General features: G+C 66.3%; 16 protein-coding genes. 10 read left to right on the top strand and 6 right to left on the bottom strand.

The genetic code is table 11. The features are described from left to right. The first annotated feature begins 51 nt into the window (after positions 1-51). Positions 52-1,356, top strand: a complete 1,305-nt coding sequence (locus TL10_RS03860; RefSeq protein WP_234711359.1) for a histidine phosphatase family protein — start codon at positions 52-54, stop codon at positions 1,354-1,356. Positions 1,357-1,555: 199 nt separating this feature from the next. Here the strand turns inward: TL10_RS03860 and TL10_RS03855 are convergent, their stop codons facing one another. Together TL10_RS03855 and TL10_RS03850 are read right to left on the bottom strand one after the other, a co-directional pair. After that, positions 1,556-2,461: an SDR family oxidoreductase gene (locus TL10_RS03855; RefSeq protein ID WP_043400312.1), complete on the bottom strand. Its 906-nt coding sequence runs from the start codon at positions 2,459-2,461 to the stop codon at positions 1,556-1,558. Positions 2,462-2,502: 41 nt separating this feature from the next. Then, a complete protein-coding gene (locus TL10_RS03850; RefSeq protein WP_043984577.1) occupies positions 2,503-3,267 on the bottom strand; it encodes an SDR family oxidoreductase in 765 nt (254 codons plus the stop codon). A 57-nt stretch (positions 3,268-3,324) separates the two neighbouring features. On the opposite strand from TL10_RS03850, the gene echA20 reads away from it, so the two are divergent. Genes echA20 through ipdC form a run of 4 tightly spaced genes read left to right on the top strand, consistent with a single transcriptional unit; the run spans position 3,325 to position 6,806 of the window. Then, the gene (gene echA20, locus TL10_RS03845) at positions 3,325-4,080 is read left to right on the top strand and encodes a (7aS)-7a-methyl-1,5-dioxo-2,3,5,6,7,7a-hexahydro-1H-indene-carboxyl-CoA hydrolase (protein WP_043400318.1); all 756 of its coding nucleotides are present in this window, start codon (positions 3,325-3,327) and stop codon (positions 4,078-4,080) included. 1 nt (position 4,081) lies between these two features. Next, positions 4,082-4,981: a cholesterol ring-cleaving hydrolase subunit IpdA gene (ipdA, locus tag TL10_RS03840; protein ID WP_043984576.1), complete on the top strand. Its 900-nt coding sequence runs from the start codon at positions 4,082-4,084 to the stop codon at positions 4,979-4,981. Then, a complete protein-coding gene (gene ipdB / locus TL10_RS03835) occupies positions 4,978-5,730 on the top strand; it encodes a cholesterol ring-cleaving hydrolase subunit IpdB (RefSeq protein ID WP_043984575.1) in 753 nt (250 codons plus the stop codon). Before ipdA ends, ipdB begins: the two co-directional genes overlap by 4 nt. A 5-nt stretch (positions 5,731-5,735) precedes the next feature. After that, positions 5,736-6,806 carry a (3aS,4S,5R,7aS)-5-hydroxy-7a-methyl-1-oxo-octahydro-1H-indene-4-carboxyl-CoA dehydrogenase gene (gene ipdC, locus TL10_RS03830; RefSeq protein ID WP_043400327.1) on the top strand — a complete coding sequence of 357 codons (1,071 nt, stop codon included), beginning with the start codon at positions 5,736-5,738 and terminating at the stop codon, positions 6,804-6,806. 19 nt (positions 6,807-6,825) lie between these two features. On the opposite strand, the gene TL10_RS03825 is transcribed toward ipdC, so the two are convergent. Both TL10_RS03825 and TL10_RS03820 read right to left on the bottom strand, forming a co-directional pair. Beyond that, the gene (locus TL10_RS03825; RefSeq protein ID WP_043984574.1) at positions 6,826-7,401 is read right to left on the bottom strand and encodes a UbiX family flavin prenyltransferase; all 576 of its coding nucleotides are present in this window, start codon (positions 7,399-7,401) and stop codon (positions 6,826-6,828) included. After that, positions 7,398-7,895, bottom strand: a complete 498-nt coding sequence (locus TL10_RS03820) for a TIGR02444 family protein (RefSeq protein WP_051955134.1) — start codon at positions 7,893-7,895, stop codon at positions 7,398-7,400. Before TL10_RS03820 ends, TL10_RS03825 begins: the two co-directional genes overlap by 4 nt. A gap of 99 nt (positions 7,896-7,994) precedes the next feature. Here TL10_RS03820 and TL10_RS03815 point away from each other — a divergent pair, with 99 nt between their 5' ends. The 5 genes from TL10_RS03815 to TL10_RS03800 all read left to right on the top strand — a co-directional run bounded on the left by TL10_RS03815 (position 7,995) and on the right by TL10_RS03800 (position 13,348). Beyond that, positions 7,995-9,446 carry a UbiD family decarboxylase gene (locus TL10_RS03815; protein WP_043984572.1) on the top strand — a complete coding sequence of 484 codons (1,452 nt, stop codon included), beginning with the start codon at positions 7,995-7,997 and terminating at the stop codon, positions 9,444-9,446. Positions 9,447-9,454: 8 nt separating this feature from the next. Continuing rightward, the gene (locus TL10_RS03810; RefSeq protein ID WP_043984571.1) at positions 9,455-11,086 is read left to right on the top strand and encodes a UbiD family decarboxylase; all 1,632 of its coding nucleotides are present in this window, start codon (positions 9,455-9,457) and stop codon (positions 11,084-11,086) included. Positions 11,087-11,290: 204 nt separating this feature from the next. Next, positions 11,291-11,422, top strand: a complete 132-nt coding sequence (locus TL10_RS31920) for a hypothetical protein (protein ID WP_260971750.1) — start codon at positions 11,291-11,293, stop codon at positions 11,420-11,422. Further along, entirely contained in the window at positions 11,422-12,255 is an 834-nt protein-coding gene (locus TL10_RS03805; RefSeq protein WP_043400337.1) for a lysophospholipid acyltransferase family protein, read from the top strand. Before TL10_RS31920 ends, TL10_RS03805 begins: the two co-directional genes overlap by 1 nt. 100 nt (positions 12,256-12,355) lie before the next feature. Further along, positions 12,356-13,348, top strand: coding sequence for an FUSC family protein (locus tag TL10_RS03800; protein WP_043984570.1), 993 nt, complete (start codon positions 12,356-12,358; stop codon positions 13,346-13,348). Between the two features lie 34 nt (positions 13,349-13,382). Here TL10_RS03800 and TL10_RS03795 read toward each other — a convergent pair whose 3' ends face one another. After that, the gene (locus TL10_RS03795) at positions 13,383-14,636 is read right to left on the bottom strand and encodes an HNH endonuclease signature motif containing protein (protein ID WP_043984569.1); all 1,254 of its coding nucleotides are present in this window, start codon (positions 14,634-14,636) and stop codon (positions 13,383-13,385) included. A gap of 83 nt (positions 14,637-14,719) precedes the next feature. After that, positions 14,720-17,023 carry an FdhF/YdeP family oxidoreductase gene (locus TL10_RS03790; RefSeq protein ID WP_043984568.1) on the bottom strand — a complete coding sequence of 768 codons (2,304 nt, stop codon included), beginning with the start codon at positions 17,021-17,023 and terminating at the stop codon, positions 14,720-14,722. Positions 17,024-17,027: the final 4 nt, after the last annotated feature.

Genomic DNA, 17,027 nt, shown 5'->3' with positions numbered 1-17,027 from the left:
ACATTCAGAAGCGCACTACGCAGAGCGGCCGTTTTGGTCGCCGCTGTGTTCATGTTCCTGACCTCCGCATTCTCTGCCTGGGCCGCGACCAACATCACCATCACATTCGTCCGCCACGGCGAATCCCAGGGCAACGCCTCGGGCCTCATCGACACCAAGATCCCGGGTCCCGACCTGACCGCGACGGGCCAGACCCAGGCCCAGACCGTGGCAGGCGTCCTCGCCAATGACGGCCTGGCGCACGACGCCATCTTCGCCTCCGACATGGTGCGTACCCAGCAGACCGCGGCGCCGTACGCCACCGCGACCGGCATGCCGGTGACCGTCCTCAGCGGCCTCCACGAGGTCCAGGCCGGCATCTTCGAAGGCCAGTCGCAGGACTCCGGCTTTGCCCGCATCCTGTACGCGCTGATCCCGCTGTCCTGGGCCACCGGCAACCTCCTGATGCCGATGCCCGGTTCACCCGACGCCAACGGCGCGGTCTTCCAAGACCGGTTCAACGGCGCGGTCGACGACATCTACGCCAGCGGCGCACAGAACCCCGTCGCGTTCGCACATGGCATGTCGATCATGGCCTGGACCTTGATGAACGTGGAGAACCCCGACCTCACGCTGATGCTCAAGCACCCCCTGGGCAACACCGACATCGTCAAGGTGACCGGCAACCCCGAGGACGGTTGGACCCTGGAGAACTGGGGCGGCGTCGCCGTCACGCAGAATCCTGCGCTGCCCACCAAGCTGTTCGTCAACGTCCGCGACGCTGTCAAGGTGCCGCAGATGGCGCTGTACAACGTGGCCAAGGCCCTCGGCACCGGCAATATCGCCAACATCGCCAACGCAATTCGCGACGGCGTGTTCGACACAGCCAAGGCCGCGGTGAACCTGCCGATCAACGTGGTCAAGAGCGTCGTGAAGTCCGTCCAGACCGGCACCGTCTTCAAGGCGGCGCCGCCGCCGGTGTCGGTGCAGGCCGTCACGCCCAACGCTGCCGCCGCGGCGAAGGACACCGACAGCGCCGACAAGCCCTCGGTGACGCCGACGATCGCCAAGCAGGTCTCCGCCAGGAAGACTGCCGTGACCGGCGCCAAGGACAAGGCGGTCAAGGCCACCGAGGAAACCAAGGTCGACACCACCAAGGTCGATGACACCAAGGTCGATGGCACCAAGGCCGGCGACACCAAGACCGAGGACTCTCCGAAGCCGAACGCCGGCGACAAGGGTGCCGAGGGCAACGACACCAAGGTCAAGAAGGACAAGCCGCAGAAGGACAAGTCCGAGACGGCTGACAAGCCCAAGGTCGAGAAGCCCAAGAAGCAGAAGAAGGACAAGGCCGCCAAGGCCGACTCCGCCAAGTAGCCGCAGCAAAAAAAGCTCCCCCAGAACGAGATTCGTTCTGGGGGAGCTTTTTGCAGTGCCTGTCTGGTGGCAGGGTGACGCCCTGGTTTCCAGATCAACGCGGTGCGCCGTCATTGGCGAGTTCACTCTGAACTCATGGCGGTGGTTACTCGATGTTTTGCGCCGCCAGTTCCGAGTCAACGCAGATGGGCACCCGCGGTCAGCTGCCGTAGACCGGAACCGGCGGACGCTCCTTCGTGAGCAGATCGGCGACCACGGGGCCCAGCTCGGCCGGGTCCCACTTGGCGCCCTTGTCGATCTCGGGACCGTGCGCCCAGCCCTCGGCGACGCGAATCTTGCCGCCCTCGAGCTCGAACACCTTGCCGGTGACGTCGCGCGACTCGACGCTGCCCAGCCACACCACGAGCGGCGAGATGTTCTCGGGGGCCATGCTGTCGAACGCCTGGTCCTGGGTGTTCATCGCGTCGGCGAAGACGGTCTCGGTCATGCGGGTGCGAGCCGACGGCGCGATGGCGTTGGCGGTGACACCGTAGCGGCCCATCTCGGTCGCGGCGACCAGCGTCAGCGCAGCGATGCCGGCCTTGGAGGCGCTGTAGGTGGCCTGGCCGACGCTGCCCTGCAGACCCGCGCCCGAGCTGGTGTTGATGATGCGCGCGTCGACGGTTTCACCGGCCTTGGCCTTGGCCCGCCAGTACGCCGCGGCGTGCTTCATGGTGGCGAAGTGCCCCTTGAGGTGCACCGCGGTGACGGCGTCGAATTCCTCTTCGGTGGCGTTGGCGAACATGCGGTCGCGGACGATGCCGGCGTTGTTCACCAGCACGTCGAGCGTGCCGTACGTGTCGACGGCCTGCTGGATCAAGGCCGCGGCCTGCTCCCAGTCGGCGACGTTCGAGCCGTTGGCCACAGCCTCGCCACCGGCCGCGACGATCTCGTCGACCACGTTCTGCGCGGCGCTACCGCCACCGGCGGGCGAACCGTCCAGGCCGACGCCGATGTCGTTGACCACGACGCGGGCACCTTCGGCGGCAAACGCAAGCGCGTGCTCACGCCCGATTCCGCCACCGGCGCCCGTCACGATGACCACGCGGCCGTCGAGCAATCCCATTGATCTCTCCTACTGTGGTTGTTTTACGGGCGCTGGCCGCCCTACTTGTTGGCGCTTGACGTTTCCAGGTACTGCGGCGGCTCGCCGCCGCCATGCACTTCGAGGGACGCACCGCTGACGTACGACGCGGCCTCGGAGGCCAAAAATGCTGCGGCCCAGCCGATATCGGCCGGCTTGGCCAGCCGCTTGAGCGGAACCGTCGCGGCGACGGCGGCCACCGACTCGGCATCGCCGTAGAACAGCTCGGATTGCTCGGTCTCGACCATGCCGACGATCACGGAGTTGACCCGGACCTTGGGCGACCATTCGACGGCGAGCGTCGTGGTCAGGCTGTCGATGCCGGCCTTGGCAGCGCCGTAGGCGCCCGTGCCGGGGGTCGGTCGGTGCGCGCTGACGCTGGAGATGTTGACGATCACGCCACCCTCGGGCTGCTGCTGCATCACCGCGTTGGCGTGGGTCGAAACCAGCAGCGGCGCAATCAAATTGAGCTCGATGATCTTGGTGCTGAATTTGGCCGATGCATCAGCAGCGAGCGCGAATGGCGAGCCACCGGCGTTGTTGACGACGACGTCCAGTCGGCCATGCTTGGCGACGATGGCGTCGATCATGGCCTTGACCGCCGCGTCGTCACGAACGTCGCAGGCGTGGAACTCGTAGGGCAACCCCTCGACCTCGCGCCGCGCGCAGGTGATGACGGTCGCGCCCTGCTCGGCGAACACCGCGCTGATGCCGGCGCCGACGCCGCGCACACCGCCGGTGACCAGCACCACGCGCCCGGCCAATTGCAGATTGATTCCAGCAGTCACTGTGCTAGCGTACCAAGCAAGTGCTTGCTTAGGTACCCGTCCCCCAGGAAGTGACTGATGACCATCACCACCAAAACAGTCGAACCGGGCATCGTCTCGGTCACCGTGAACTACCCGCCGGTCAACGCCATCCCGTCGGCAGGTTGGTTCGAGTTGGCCGATCAGATCACTGCGGCCGGGCGCGACAAGAGCACCCACGTGGTGATCCTGCGCGCCGAGGGACGTGGCTTCAACGCCGGCGTCGACATCAAGGAAATGCAGAACACCGAGGGCTTCGGTGCGCTGATCGACGCCAATCGTGGCTGCTACGAGGCATTCCGCGCGGTGTACGAATGCCAGGTCCCGGTCGTCGCGGCGGTCAACGGCTTCTGTGTCGGTGGCGGTATCGGCCTGGTCGGCAACGCCGACGTCATCGTCGCCTCCGACGATGCCAAGTTCGGTCTGCCCGAGGTCGAGCGCGGCGCCCTGGGCGCGGCGACCCACCTGTCCCGCCTGGTCCCGCAGCACATGATGCGCCGGCTGTTCTTCACCGCCGCCACCGTGCCTGCGACGACACTGCAGCACTTCGGTTCGGTGCACGAGGTCGTCCCGCGCGAAGAGCTCGACGAGGCTGCGCTGCGCGTCGCCCGCGACATCGCCAGCAAGGACACCCGCGTCATCCGCGCCGCCAAGGAGGCGCTGAACTTCATCGACGTGCAGCCCGTCAACGCGCGCTACCGCATGGAGCAGGGCTTCACCTTCGAACTGAATCTGGCCGGCGTGTCCGACGAGCACCGCGACGAGTTCGCGGGGACCAACAAGGGAGCCAAATAGAATGGCAGACAAGACAACAACTCTCGAAGCCGCAGTCGCCGAGATCGAAAGCGGCATGACCATCGGCATCGGCGGCTGGGGTTCCCGCCGCAAGCCGATGGCGTTCATCCGCGCACTGCTGCGCACCGACGTCACCGACTTGACCGTCGTCACCTACGGCGGCCCCGACCTCGGATTGCTGTGTGCCGCAGGCAAGGTCAAGCGCGTGTACTACGGCTTCGTGTCACTGGACTCGCCGCCGTTCTACGACCCGTGGTTCGCCAAGGCCCGCATGAGCGGCGCCATCGAGGCCCGCGAGATGGACGAGGGCATGCTGCGCTGTGGTCTGCAGGCTGCCGCACAACGTCTTCCGTTCCTGCCGATCCGCGCCGGCCTCGGCAGCGACGTCCGCACCTTCTGGGGCGACGAGCTCAAGACCGTCACCTCGCCGTACGAGACCGACGGTGCGCACGAGGAACTCATCGCCATGCCGGCGCTGAACCTCGACGCCGCGTTCGTGCACATGAACCTCGGCGACGTGAAGGGCAATGCCGCCTACACCGGCATCGACCCCTACTTCGACGACCTGTTCCTGATGTCGGCCAAGCGCCGGCACCTGTCGGTCGAGAAGATCGTCTCCACCGAAGAGCTGGTGAAATCGGTTGTGCCGCAGCAGCAGGTCATCAACCGCATGATGGTCGACACCGTCGTCGAGGCCCCGAACGGCGCCCACTTCACCACCAACGAGCCCGACTACCGGCGTGACGAGAAGTTCCAGCGCCACTACGCCGAAGCCGCCGGCTCGGAGGAGACGTGGGCCGAGTTCGTCAAGACCTACCTGTCCGGAACCGAAGCCGACTACCAGGCCGCGGTCCGTAAGTTCGCCGAGGCCCAAGCAGCCCAGAAGGAGGCCGCCAAGTGAGTGACGCAACCCGCGCCGAGGTCTGTGCCGTCGCCTGCGCCGAATTGTTCCGTGACGCAGGGGAAATCATGGCCAGCCCCATGACGACCGTCGTGCAGATCGGTGCCCGCCTGGCCCGGCTGACCTTCTCCCCCGACATCGTGATCACCGACGGTGAGGCCCGCATGCTGGCCGACACCCCGGCGATCGGCGCCCCGTTCGCCGTCGAGGGCTGGATGCCGTTCAACCGCGTCTTCGAGACCCTGGCCTGGGGCCGCCGCCATGTGGTCATGGGCGCCAACCAGATCGACCGCTACGGCAACCAGAACCTGTCGGCCTTCGGCCCGATCCAGCAGCCGACCCGCCAGATGTTCGGCGTCCGCGGCGCGCCCGGCAACAGCATCAACCACGCCACCAGCTACTTCGTGGGCAACCACACCAAGCGCGTGTTCGCCGACTCGGTCGACATCGTCTCCGGAATCGGTTGGGACAAGGTCGATCCGGCCAACCCGGCGTACCGCTTCCTGAACGTCTACCAGGTGGTGTCCAACCTGGGTGTGTTCGACTTCAACGGCCCCGAGCACCAGATGCGCGCGGTGTCGCTGCATCCAGGTGTGACGGCCGACGAGGTCGCCGACAACACCTCGTTCGAGGTGCACGGCCTGGACGCCGCCAGCGAGACCCGCCTGCCGACCGCCGATGAACTGCAGCTGCTGCGCGAGGTCATCGACCCGAAGTCTCTGCGGGACAAAGAAGTGAAAGCGATCTAGTCCTGATGTCCAAGCTCAAGACCCCGCTGACCGAGCTGGTCGGCATCGAATACCCGGTCGTGCAGACCGGCATGGGCTGGGTGGCCGGTGCGCGTCTGGTCGCGGCCACCTCCAACGCCGGTGGTCTCGGCATTCTGGCGTCGGCGACGATGACGCTGGAAGAGCTGCAGACCGCCGTCGCCAAGGTCAAGGCGGCCACCGACAAGCCGTTCGGCATCAACATGCGTGCCGACGCCGGCGATGCGGCCGCCCGCTGCGACCTCCTGATCCGCGAAGGAGTCAAAGTCGCCTCCTTCGCCCTGGCTCCCAAGCCCGAGCTGATCGCCAAGCTGAAAGATGCCGGCGTCGTGGTGATCCCGTCGGTCGGCCTGGCCAAGCACGCCAAGAAGGTGGCGAGCTGGGGTGCCGACGCGGTGATCGTGCAGGGCGGCGAGGGCGGTGGCCACACCGGCCCGATCGCCACCACGCTGCTGCTGCCGTCGGTACTCGACGCGGTCAAGGACACCGGCATGCCGGTGATCGCCGCGGGTGGCTTCTTCGACGGCCGCGGCCTGGCGGCCGCGCTGTCCTACGGCGCCGCCGGCGTCGCGATGGGCACGCGGTTCCTGCTGACCTCGGACTCGACGGTGCCCGATGCGGTCAAGCAGCGGTACCTGGACGCCGCGCTGGACGGCACCGTGGTGTCGACCCGCGTCGACGGCATGCCGCACCGCGTGCTGCGCACGGGCCTGGTGGAGAAGCTCGAAAGCGGTTCCCCCGTGCGGGGTTTCGCCGCCGCGATCGGCAATGCCCAGAAGTTCAAGAAGATGTCCGGCATGACCTGGCGGTCGATGGTCAAGGACGGCCTGGCCATGCGCCACGGCAAGGACCTGACCTGGTCGCAGGTCGTCATGGCGGCCAACACCCCGATGCTGCTGAAAGCCGGTCTGGTGGAAGGCAACACCGAGGCGGGCGTGCTGGCCTCGGGCCAGGTGGCGGGCATCATCGACAGCCTGCCGTCGTGCGCCGAGCTGGTGCCCCAGATCGCCGCCGAGGCCATCGAGCACCTGCAGGCAGCCACCAGCTACATCGTCTAGTTTCTGTCTGCTGGCGGGGTTACTGGTCGACGGTCATGCCGTTCCAGCGTTTGACGTCCGGCAGGGTGACGTCGAACAGGTCGAGGGCACGGCCGACGGTCTGGTTGACGATGTCGTCGAGGGTCTGCGGGACGGTGTAGAACGCCGGCACCGGCGGCATGATGATCGCGCCGTTGCGGGTCGCCTGGGCCATCAACTCGATATGCCCGGCATGCAACGGCGTCTCGCGCAGCAGTAGCACCACGCGCCGCCGCTCCTTGAGACAGACATCGGCGGCCCGCACGACCAGAGAATCGTTGTAGGACTGTGCGATTCCGCTCAGGGTCTTGATGGAGCACGGCGCGACCAGCATGCCGGCGGTGATGAACGAACCGGACGACACGGTCGCTGCGATGTCGCGTGGGTTGTGTACCTCATCGGCGAGGTCACGGACGTACTCATGCGTGTACTTGGTCTCTTGGGCGATGGTGCGGTGCGCCGCGGTGGTGACGATGGCGTGCGTCTCCACGTCGGCGACACCGCGCAACAACTCCAGTGCCCGGATGCCATAGACAGCCCCCGATGCACCGGTGATCGCCACGATCAGTCGCTTCATGTGTTCCCCACTCCTGCAGCCGCTGCGGCGATCGTAGCCAGCGCCGCGTCCTCGTCGCTGGTCAATGGCCGGTCCGACTGTGCGCGCACAACCATCGTCAGGGCCTCGGCGACCCGTGCGACGGTGTCCCCGCCGACCGGCTCGCTATCAGGCACCAGCGCGTCCAACTCGTCGAGCTCGATCAGCTCGGCGCGGATCTCCACGGCCTTGAGCTGCTCTCGGAGCTCGGTCGTGGCCGGGCTGGGCGCCGGCGGTGGCCCGGACTTGAGCCTCCGTCGCACAGCACGCAGGGGACGGACGATCTCGCTGTGCCACCGGGCCACTCGCTCGCTCGCGACCGCAAGCGTGTCCGTCGTCAGCTGACCTGCAACGCCAACCCGAGCCGCGAACAACATCAGGTTCACGTCGAGACCGAAGCGGTCCTGCAGCAGCACGCACGCCTGCTCGACCCCGTCTTCGCGATGTACCCGCAGAGCAAAATCTGGTAACTGCACGGTGACCAATTGTGGTGTTCGGTGACCCGACCTGGCTAGTCGTAGTAGACAGATATTTGCCGCGACCGAGAAAGACCAGAGTAAGGATGGCGCTGGACGATGCCCTTCGACGACTTCCGCTCGTTTCTCACCGCGCTGCGCGACCAAGGGCAACTCATCGAAGTCGCCCGGCCGGTGGCCCTCGAGCTCGAAGTCGCCAAGGCCATGCGCAAGAGCGCCGCAACCGGTGGGCCGGCCATTGTCTTCAACAACAATGGCACCAAGTTCCCGCTGGTCGGTGGCATCTACAACTCGCGCGCCAAAGCGCTGCTGGCCTACGGCTGCACCGAGGAGAACGCGTTCGGCGACATCGTGAATCGGCTGAAGACCCGCATTCCACCGGTGTACGTCGATGACGGTCCGGTGCACGAGAACGTTATCCTCGGCGATGACATCGACCTGTCGATCCTGCCGGTGCCGAGGTACAGCCCGGACGACGGCGGCCCGTACATCACGCCCGGCATCGTCGTCAGCCACGATCCGGAGACCGGAGTGCCGGACATCGGGCACTACCGCTGCGAGATCATCGACAGCAAGACCATGACGCTCATGGCGATCCCGAACCACCGCTTCGCCAAGAATCAAGCCAAAGCGCTTGCCATGGGGCACAAGACTTTCCGGGCTGCGCTGGTGATCGGCGTCGACCCGATGATCGCCTACACGGGCCCGATCCAGGTGCCCGAGGACACCAACGACTGGGAGGTCGTCGGCGGAATGCGCGGCGCGGCAGTGGAGTTGGTGAAATGTCGCACCAACGACGTGTCGGTGCCGGCACACGCCGAAGTCGTCATCGAGTTCGAGGTCGACTTCACCGAGACCGTCACCGAAGGTCCGCTGGGTGAGTACACCGGCTACTACACCCCGGCCTCCCCGAAGCCGGTGGTGCGGCCGACCGCGATCACCCATCGCAACGACGCCTACTTCCAGGCTCTGCTGACCGGCCGCCCCACAACGGAAAACCATATCCTCAAGCAGCTTTCGTTCGAGGCGTCGTTCTTCGACATGATGCGCCAACAGTTTCCGACCATCGAGAAGGTGTCGATCCCCGCGTCGGGCGGCGTCTATTTCCGCGTGGTGATCTCCATGCGCCAGCGCTTCGCCGGCGAGGCCCGCAGCCTCATCCTGGCCGCGATGGGTAGCAACCTGCGACCGAAACAGGTTGTCGTGGTGGACCCCGACATCGACGTCTACGACTCCGAACAGGTCGAGTGGGCCATGGCGTTTCGCACCCAACCGGCGCGCGACGTCATCATCGTCGAGGGCCTGCCCGGCGGCCCGCTGGACCCGACGGCCGACGAGTCCCTGCCGCCGGATCAGCGCACCGGGTCCGCCATCGGCACCGACGCGACCTATCCCTACGGCACCATCGTCAAGAAAGTCGGCGACGTGTGCGGACCGGCACTCGAAGAACACGGCGGTCGCGTCGTCGAGGTCGCCGATGTGCCCGGCTGGCGGGAATACGAGTTTCCGGAACTGGACGAAAAGACCGGCCCCACAACCACTTCTGAATAGGACGCGCAATGCCGCAGCAGACCCTGACCGAGTTCGTCGAGGAGATGGAGAAAGCGGGTCTGCTCGTCCGCGTCACCGAGGAGAAGCGGGTCGACGAGTTGCCCGCGGTGATGGAGGCCAACCCGCTGACGGCCGTACTGGTGGAGAACGTCAAGGACTGCGAATTCCAGTTCCTCGCCAACGCGTACTCCAATCAGGATCAGTACGCGTGGGGGCTCGGCTGCGACAAGAGCCAGAGCGGCTTCATGATGAGCGAGCTCGCCAAAGGCCGCATCAAGCCAGAGATCGTCGACACCGCGCCGTGCAAGGAAGTCATCCTGATCGGTGACGACGTCGACCTCACGCGGCTGCCACTGTTCCTGCACCACGACCGGGACGGGCACGCGTACACCAACGACAACCTGGTGGTCAGCCGGCACCCCGACACCGGCATCCACGACTGGGGCATCTACCGGAGCATGTTCCGGTCCAAGACCGAGAAGATGTTCGACATGACGTGCACCTCGCACCGGGCGCGCATCAATGCCATTGCGGCGCAGGAGAAAGGGCAGAACCTCGAGGTAGCCATCGTCCTCGGTGGTCCGATCCTCGACAAGGTGGCGTCGCTGACGGGCGTGCCCGCCGACACCGACGATTTCGAGGTGCTCGGCAGCTTCTATGGGCACCCGGCCCGGTTGGTGCAGTGCGAGACCATCGATGTCCTGGTGCCCGCGAACGCCGAGATCGTGCTGGAGTGCGAGCTGATGGCGTCCGAGGGGCTGACGCACGACGAAGGTCCGTACGGCGAGTTCAGCGGTATGTACGGCGGCGGCATCAAGCACAACTACCGAGCCGTGGTGAAGGCGATGACCTATCGCAAGGGCGGCATCTTCCAGCACGCCACCATCGGCGGCGCGCACCCCTGGTACACAGACAACATGTTGCAGCTGCCCGCGGTTGAGGCAGATATCTTCGGCGCCTTGAAGTTCGCGGGCATCAACGTCAAAGAGGTCCGGTGCCCGCTCGGTGGTCTGTCGAACATCGCCTACGCCAAGATCAAGCCCAACGGGGGCGGTGATGCGAAACAGGCCCTCGGCATCATGCTGACCTGCTCCAAGCTGGCGCTGCCGAAAATCGCGATGGTGTTCGACGAGGACATCGACATCTGGGACGACAACGCTGTGCAGTTGGCCATGGCGTTCCGGTACATGCCGCACCTTGACACCGTGCTGCTGCCGGGCGGCAACACCATGACCGTCGACCCGATGATCGGGTCCGATGTCGCACCCGGCACCGCGTCGAAGATCGGCTTCGACTGCACCATCCCGATGGGGCCGCAGTTCACCCGCAGCAGCTTCGACCGCAGTTCGGTGTTCGTGCTGCCCGACCCCCCGGCCGATGTGGTCACCCTGTCGGAGGACGACCTGACCGCCGCCATGGCCGACCTCATCCGCGAGCAGCCACGCGCGTGGAAGGAAATTCTGGAGCACTTCAACGGCCAGCCCTACCGCACGATCTACCGGGCGTTCAGCAATCTGCGACCCCGGTTGGGCCGCTGCGACGACGCCCCGTGGTACCGGTACACGTTCTCCGACGGGGACTTCGCCGTCGCCGAGCCGGAAACGCTGACGCACAATTACGACCCGCGGCACCGGCCTTGAGCTGGTCCACAGCAACATTCCTGCAGTGCGTCAACTGGTGGGGATCGCGTTGGCTTCTCGCGACAACATATCCGCGCAATTGCGTCAGATCTTCGGCCGCTGGGGATGTCGCCGCCGCCCTCCGACCTCCGTAACGTAGCCATCGACCACAGCGGCAAGGTTCCTACCTGCACAGGCTCGACATCCGCACCAGAGAGGCGTCGCATGACTGTCATCGGCGGTGTGGCCTACGTCGTCGCCACCTTGCTCCCCGTTCTGACCCTTGCCGCGATCAACGCCATGGTCCGCGCGATCGGTAGGCGCCGCGGACGGCCAGACCCCGCAAACGAGGACTGATGACCACGCTGACTGCCGCCCCCAACCCGGCCGCCGCCCCGAGCGTCCCCAACCCGACCTTCATGCGGTACATCCAGAACCCGATCTGGAACTTCCTGTGTGACAACTACTTCCGGCTCGAGATCGACGGCTGGCACAGGGTGCCCGACGAGCCGTCGCTGCTGATCGGTATCCACTCCGGCGGCTCCCTGACCATGGACGCCTGGACCCTGGTGCATTCCTGGTACCGGCATTTCGACGGGCAGCGGGTCCTGCACGGCACCGCGCACGACGTGTTGATGGGCGCGCCCGGTCTCGGTGACTACTTCCGCGCCGTCGGGGTCATCCCGGCTTCGCGCGACGGTGTCACGGGCGCCTTGGCCGCCGGCCGTGACGTCGTGGTGTGGCCCGGCGGCGAACTCGACGCGATGCGCACCTGGCGCGACCGCGACAAGGCGATCCTCGCCGGCCGCAAAGGCTTTGTGAAGCAGGCGATCCGGTCCGGCGTGCCGATCGTCCCGGTCGCGACGATCGGTGGGCACGACACTGTCTTCGTGTTGAACGAAGGCAAGTTCCTCGCCAAGTGGAGCGGCCTCGGCAAGCGCTTGCGCGGCGCCAACATGCCGATCATCGCCGGCTTCCCGTTCCCGCTCGCCATCGAAATCCTGCCCGCGCATCTGCCGCTGCCCGCGAAGATCCGCACCGAACTGCTCGACCCCATCTACGTCGACACCGACCCCGAGCGGGCGAACGATGCCGCGTACGTCGACAAGGTGTACGACGAGGTGCAGTTCGCGATCCAGTCCGGCATGGACCGGCTGGCCAAGCGCCGCAGCTTCCCCGTGCTCGGGTGATAGGCGCAGCCGATCAGTTGCTCGGAACTTCCACTTTGACGGTCACTCCCCGACTGCGACAACCTGATTGAGTCAGTCGTTCATCGATCGGAGTGGGCCCATGCGCACGGTCTATACGCGCGTGCGCAGGGCCATGACCCCGCCGATGGAGGACCACCGCCCGGCCTTGCGGGTGGCGCTCGGTCTGGCTATCCCCGGCATCGCCCTGCTGGCAGCCGGGCGCCCCGACCTGATCATCTACGCGGTGTTCGGTGCGATCACCGGCATGTACGGCCGCACCGAAACCCGCGGCCGCCGGTTCGCACACCAGACACAGGGCGCGGTGATCCTGGTCCTGGGCGTGGCCATCGGGGTGGCGCTGGCCAATTCCCATGTCCCACCGGCAGTCCTGGTCATCGCCGCCGTGACGGTCGCGTCCATCGGATCGGTGGTGACCGACTACCTCGCGCTCAAACCGGAGGGTCCGTTCTACGGCGTCTTCGCGCTCGGCGCCATCGCCACGGTACCTGCCGGCCGGGTGGCGCCGGCGTCCGCGATATTGCTCTGTGCCGCAACAGCTCTACTGTCTGTCCTGCTCGGCATTCTCGATGCGCCCCGCGCAGCGGAGCCGGTGACCCGACTGGCGTTGCCGAACCGTCGCGACGTGCTGATCCACGCGGGCCGCTACGCGCTCTCCATCACCGCGGCGGGTACCGCCGGCCTGGCTCTGGGTGTCGATCATGCCAACTGGGCCATTGCCGCGGCAGCCGGGCCGCTCGCCGCGGCGGATGCCAGCGGTCGCGTCAGGCGCGGAATCCACCGCCTCGGTGGCACTTTCATCGGTCTCGCCGTGGCGGCCGCGCTACTCGTGCCCGGGCCCAGCGAGTACGTGCTGGCCATCTGTGTCATGGCACTGCTGTTTCCCACCGAATTATTCATGGCCCACCACCATGCGGTCGCACTCGGCTTCTTCACGCCGTTGATCATGCTGATGACCGATCTGGCCGTGCCCACCGAACCGCTTGTGCTGCTGGCCGATCGCGGCATCGACACCATCATCGGCGTCACCGCCGCGATCGCTGTATCGATGCTGCTGCCCGGCACCCGCGAATAGGCGTCGCGCGTGGCCAGTTCCGTTGGCGCTTCGCCTAGTTGGTCGACGGTGTTGGTGGTGGCTCGAAGGGTTGGTACCACCACCACTGGGCACGTTCCCCGGTCGGGCCTGGGCACGGTGGAACCTCAGGGCGGGGTGTGGTGGGTGGCCGGGCCAGTGATCCACCGAGCAGTTCGCTGCCGGCACTGTCGGTGACAACGAGCCGGTCGGCGGGTCCTGCGATGGTGATGCCACCCCGGTGATGCAACCGGTGGTGATAGGGGCACACCAGGACCAGGTTGTGCAGTTCGGTGAGACCGCCGTTCTCCCAATGGATGATGTGGTGGGCGTGCAAGCCGCGGGTGGCCCCGCACCCGGGAACGACGCAGCAGCGGTCGCGGTGTTCCAGAGCTCGGCGCAGGCGGCGGCTGATCTGGCGGGTGCTGCGTCCGGCACCGATCGGCTGACCGTGGCGCTCGAGCCACACTTCGCAGGAGGCGTCGCACAACAGCAGTCGACGTTCATCGTCAGTCAGTACCGAACCCAAGTGCAGTGCCGCGCTGTCGTGGTCGAGGTCCAGGTGCACGACAACCGTGGTGTGCTGCCCGTGCGGCCGGCGTGCGACGTCGGTGTCCCAGCCGGCGTCGACCACGCTCATGAACGCATCCACCTGATTCGGGAACGGCGGCGCCTCATCCGACACACGGTCATCGTTCTCGTGGTCACGTTTCCAGTCCGTGACCAACGCATCCTGGTGCGAAGCCAGCGCGGCATCGAACTTCGCCGCCTCCAGCTTCGGCAACCGGATCGTGTACGTCGTGGAACCGTCATCGTGGGTGGTCTTCTTGATCGACCGCTCAGGATCCGGCTTCGACTCCGGCTCCGGCCGCGGCTCGAGCTTCACCGCCGTACGCAACTGGGTGACCGTAGCGCTGGCCGCGAACTGGGCATAGTGCTCATCCGACCCGTCCGCGGCGTGTTCGGCGACCACCCCGACCTGATCCAACGACAACCGACCCTCACGCATCGCCTCAGCGCACCGCGGGAACTCCTCCAGCCGGTGCGCGACCGCCACCAGGACTTCCGCGTTACGCGGCGACACACCCGTTTTCCACGCCACCAACGACACCATCGATCGGGCACCGGTCGCACCCCACAGCCCGTCACGATCGATCTCGGCCGCAATCTCCACCAGCCGCGCGTCGATCGCGTTGCGCTGACCAGTCAGCTCACCTATCTCGTCGAAGAACGCATCCATACGCTCACACGGCGACGCCTCAACATCGAAAGCCGTTGCAGCGGTGGACATGACACCATCAAAGCAGACGGCACCGACAAGTTTTCGCTCCTGGAAACACCCCGGGCGCGAAGCCCGGATGCGCCCAGAAGCTTCTAGTCTCCCGCCGACTTCGTCACCGTCACCTTGACGTTCTTCATGATGGGCTGGTCGCTCTGCGTGCTGAAATCGCCGATGGCGCACAGCACATTCATCTCGGGCATGTACCCGGCCGCGTTGCCGCGCGGGATGCCGTAGGGCACCGCCTTGTAGCGGCGCAGCGAGCGGACGCTGCCGTCACGCGCTGTCGCGACGATGTCGACGTCGTCGAACTCTTTGATCCCGCGGTCGCCCATGTCGCGCTCGTTCATGAAGATCAGCGTGCGCAGGTTCTTGATGCCGCGGTACCGGTCGTTGTCGGAGTAGACGGTGGTGTTCCACTGATCGTGCGACCGCAGCGTCGCCAGGATGAGGGTGCCTTCGCTGACGGTGTCGTCGGGCAACTCGACCGCGGAGAACTCGGCGCGGCCGGACGGGGTCAGGAAGATCAGCTCCCGTGCGGGCTGCTTGATCCGGAAGCCCAGTGGCAGCCGAACCCGCCGGTTGAAGTCCTCAAAACCGTTGAGCACCTTGGCCATGGTGTCGCGGATGCGGTCGTAGTCCTCGACATACCAGTGCCACGGCGTCTGACTCTGCGGCAGCGCGGCCGCCGCGATACCGGCGATGATCGCCGGCTCGGACAGCAGGTGCGGCGATGCCGGCTTCTTCATGCCGACCGACAGGTGCACCATGCTCATCGAGTCCTCGACCGAGGTGGACTGGATGCCCTCCTTCTGGTGGTCTTTCTCGGTGCGGCCCAGGCACGGCAGGATCAGGGCCTGCCGCCCGTGAATCACGTGGCTGCGGTTGAGTTTTGTGCTGACCTGCACGGTGAGGTCGCATTTCTGCAGGCCCTCGAAGGTGTACGCGGTGTCCGGTGCCGCGCTGGCGAAATTGCCGCCCATGCCGATGAACACCTTGACGTCGCCGGTGTGCATGCCCTCGATGGTGTGGACGGTGTCGAGGCCGTGCGCGCGCGGCGGATCGATGCCACAGACTTCACCGAGCCGCTCCAGGAAGGCCTCGGCCGGCCGGTGGTCGATACCGCAGGTGCGGTTGCCCTGCACGTTGCTGTGGCCGCGCACCGGTGACGGACCGGCGCCTTCACGGCCCAGATTGCCGCGCAGCAGAAGCAGATTCACGATCTCCCGGACGCTGTCGACGCCGTGTTCGTGCTGGGTCACGCCGAGGCACCAGCTGATGATGCTGCGGTCGGCGTCGCGGTAAATCTTGGCGGCCCTGCGGATATCGCGCTCCGACACCCCGGACTTGTAGACGATCTCGTCCCACGAGGTGGCCTCAACCGCGGCCCGGTAGGCCTCGAACCCGCTGGTGTACCGCTCGATGAACTCGATGTCGAGCGCTTTCGGGTCCGTTTCCGACTGTTCCAGAACAACTTTGGCGATGCCACGGATCAGGGCCATGTCCCCGCCGATCCGGGGCTGCAGGTTCAGCGTGCTGGTCTTGGTGGACTTGAACGTCGCCATCCGCAGGAAGTCGTGCGGGATGATGGTCTTGGTGGCGCCGGCCTCGACCAGCGGGTTGATGTGCACGATCTGCGCGCCGCGGCGGTAGGCCTCCGACAGTGCGGTGAGCATGCGCGGCGCATTGGAGGCGGCGTTGACGCCGATGACGAACAGGGCGTCCGCGGCCTCCCAGTCTTCGAGGTCGACGGTGCCCTTGCCGGTGCCCAGCGACGCCTGCATGGCGCGGCCGCTGGCCTCATGGCACATGTTGGAGCAGTCGGGCAGATTGTTGGTCCCCAACTCCCGGGCCAGCAGCTGATAGAGGAACGTCGCCTCGTTACCCAGCCGGCCCGAGGTGTAGTACGACGCCTGGTTCGGGTCGTCGAGATCGGCCAGGGCCCGGCCGACGAGATCGAAAGCGTCGCGCCAGCTGATGGGCTTGTACCGGTCGGTCGCGGCGTCGTACACCATGGGTTCGGTGAGCCGGCCCGTGTCTTCGAGCGCGAAGTCGCTCCACTCCGCCAGTTCCGAAACCGTGTGCTGGGCAAAGAATTCCGGCCCGCAGCGCTTGTGCGTCATCTCCCACGTGACGTGCTTGATGCCGTTCTCGCAGATGTCGAGCTTGAGGCCCTTCATGTCGTCGGGCCAGGCACAGCCGGGACAGTCGAAGCCGCCGTCCTCGTGGTTCATCTTCATGATCGCGTGCGGCCCACTGATGGGCTCGCGCTCGCGGGCCAGGAACTTCGTGACGCTGATCGCCGCGCCCCAACCGGCGGCGGGATGGTGATAGGGCTTGAACTCAGGTTCGCCGTGCTCGTCTGACTCGGTACGCTGCTCAGTGCTCCGGTCGGTCATGGGT

The sequence above is a fragment of the Mycolicibacterium llatzerense genome, assembly GCF_000878195.1.
GTDB lineage: Bacteria > Actinomycetota > Actinomycetes > Mycobacteriales > Mycobacteriaceae > Mycobacterium > Mycobacterium llatzerense.
The sequence above is the reverse complement of the archived record's forward strand: the minus strand, read 5'-3'. Positions and strand labels throughout refer to the sequence as shown.

Bases quoted from the DNA above. Each gene is read 5' to 3' on its own strand.
- TL10_RS03860 (WP_234711359.1), top strand. From the start codon at position 52: ATGTTCCTGACCTCCGCATTCTCTGCCTGGGCCGCGACCAACATCACC.
- TL10_RS03855 (WP_043400312.1), bottom strand. From the start codon at position 2,461: ATGGGATTGCTCGACGGCCGCGTGGTCATCGTGACGGGCGCCGGTGGC.
- echA20 (WP_043400318.1), top strand. From the start codon at position 3,325: ATGACCATCACCACCAAAACAGTCGAACCGGGCATCGTCTCGGTCACC.
- ipdA (WP_043984576.1), top strand. From the start codon at position 4,082: ATGGCAGACAAGACAACAACTCTCGAAGCCGCAGTCGCCGAGATCGAA.
- ipdC (WP_043400327.1), top strand. From the start codon at position 5,736: ATGTCCAAGCTCAAGACCCCGCTGACCGAGCTGGTCGGCATCGAATAC.
- TL10_RS03825 (WP_043984574.1), bottom strand. From the start codon at position 7,401: ATGAAGCGACTGATCGTGGCGATCACCGGTGCATCGGGGGCTGTCTAT.
- TL10_RS03815 (WP_043984572.1), top strand. From the start codon at position 7,995: ATGCCCTTCGACGACTTCCGCTCGTTTCTCACCGCGCTGCGCGACCAA.
- TL10_RS03810 (WP_043984571.1), top strand. From the start codon at position 9,455: ATGCCGCAGCAGACCCTGACCGAGTTCGTCGAGGAGATGGAGAAAGCG.
- TL10_RS31920 (WP_260971750.1), top strand. From the start codon at position 11,291: ATGACTGTCATCGGCGGTGTGGCCTACGTCGTCGCCACCTTGCTCCCC.
- TL10_RS03805 (WP_043400337.1), top strand. From the start codon at position 11,422: ATGACCACGCTGACTGCCGCCCCCAACCCGGCCGCCGCCCCGAGCGTC.
- TL10_RS03800 (WP_043984570.1), top strand. From the start codon at position 12,356: ATGCGCACGGTCTATACGCGCGTGCGCAGGGCCATGACCCCGCCGATG.
- TL10_RS03795 (WP_043984569.1), bottom strand. From the start codon at position 14,636: ATGTCCACCGCTGCAACGGCTTTCGATGTTGAGGCGTCGCCGTGTGAG.
- TL10_RS03790 (WP_043984568.1), bottom strand. From the start codon at position 17,023: ATGACCGACCGGAGCACTGAGCAGCGTACCGAGTCAGACGAGCACGGC.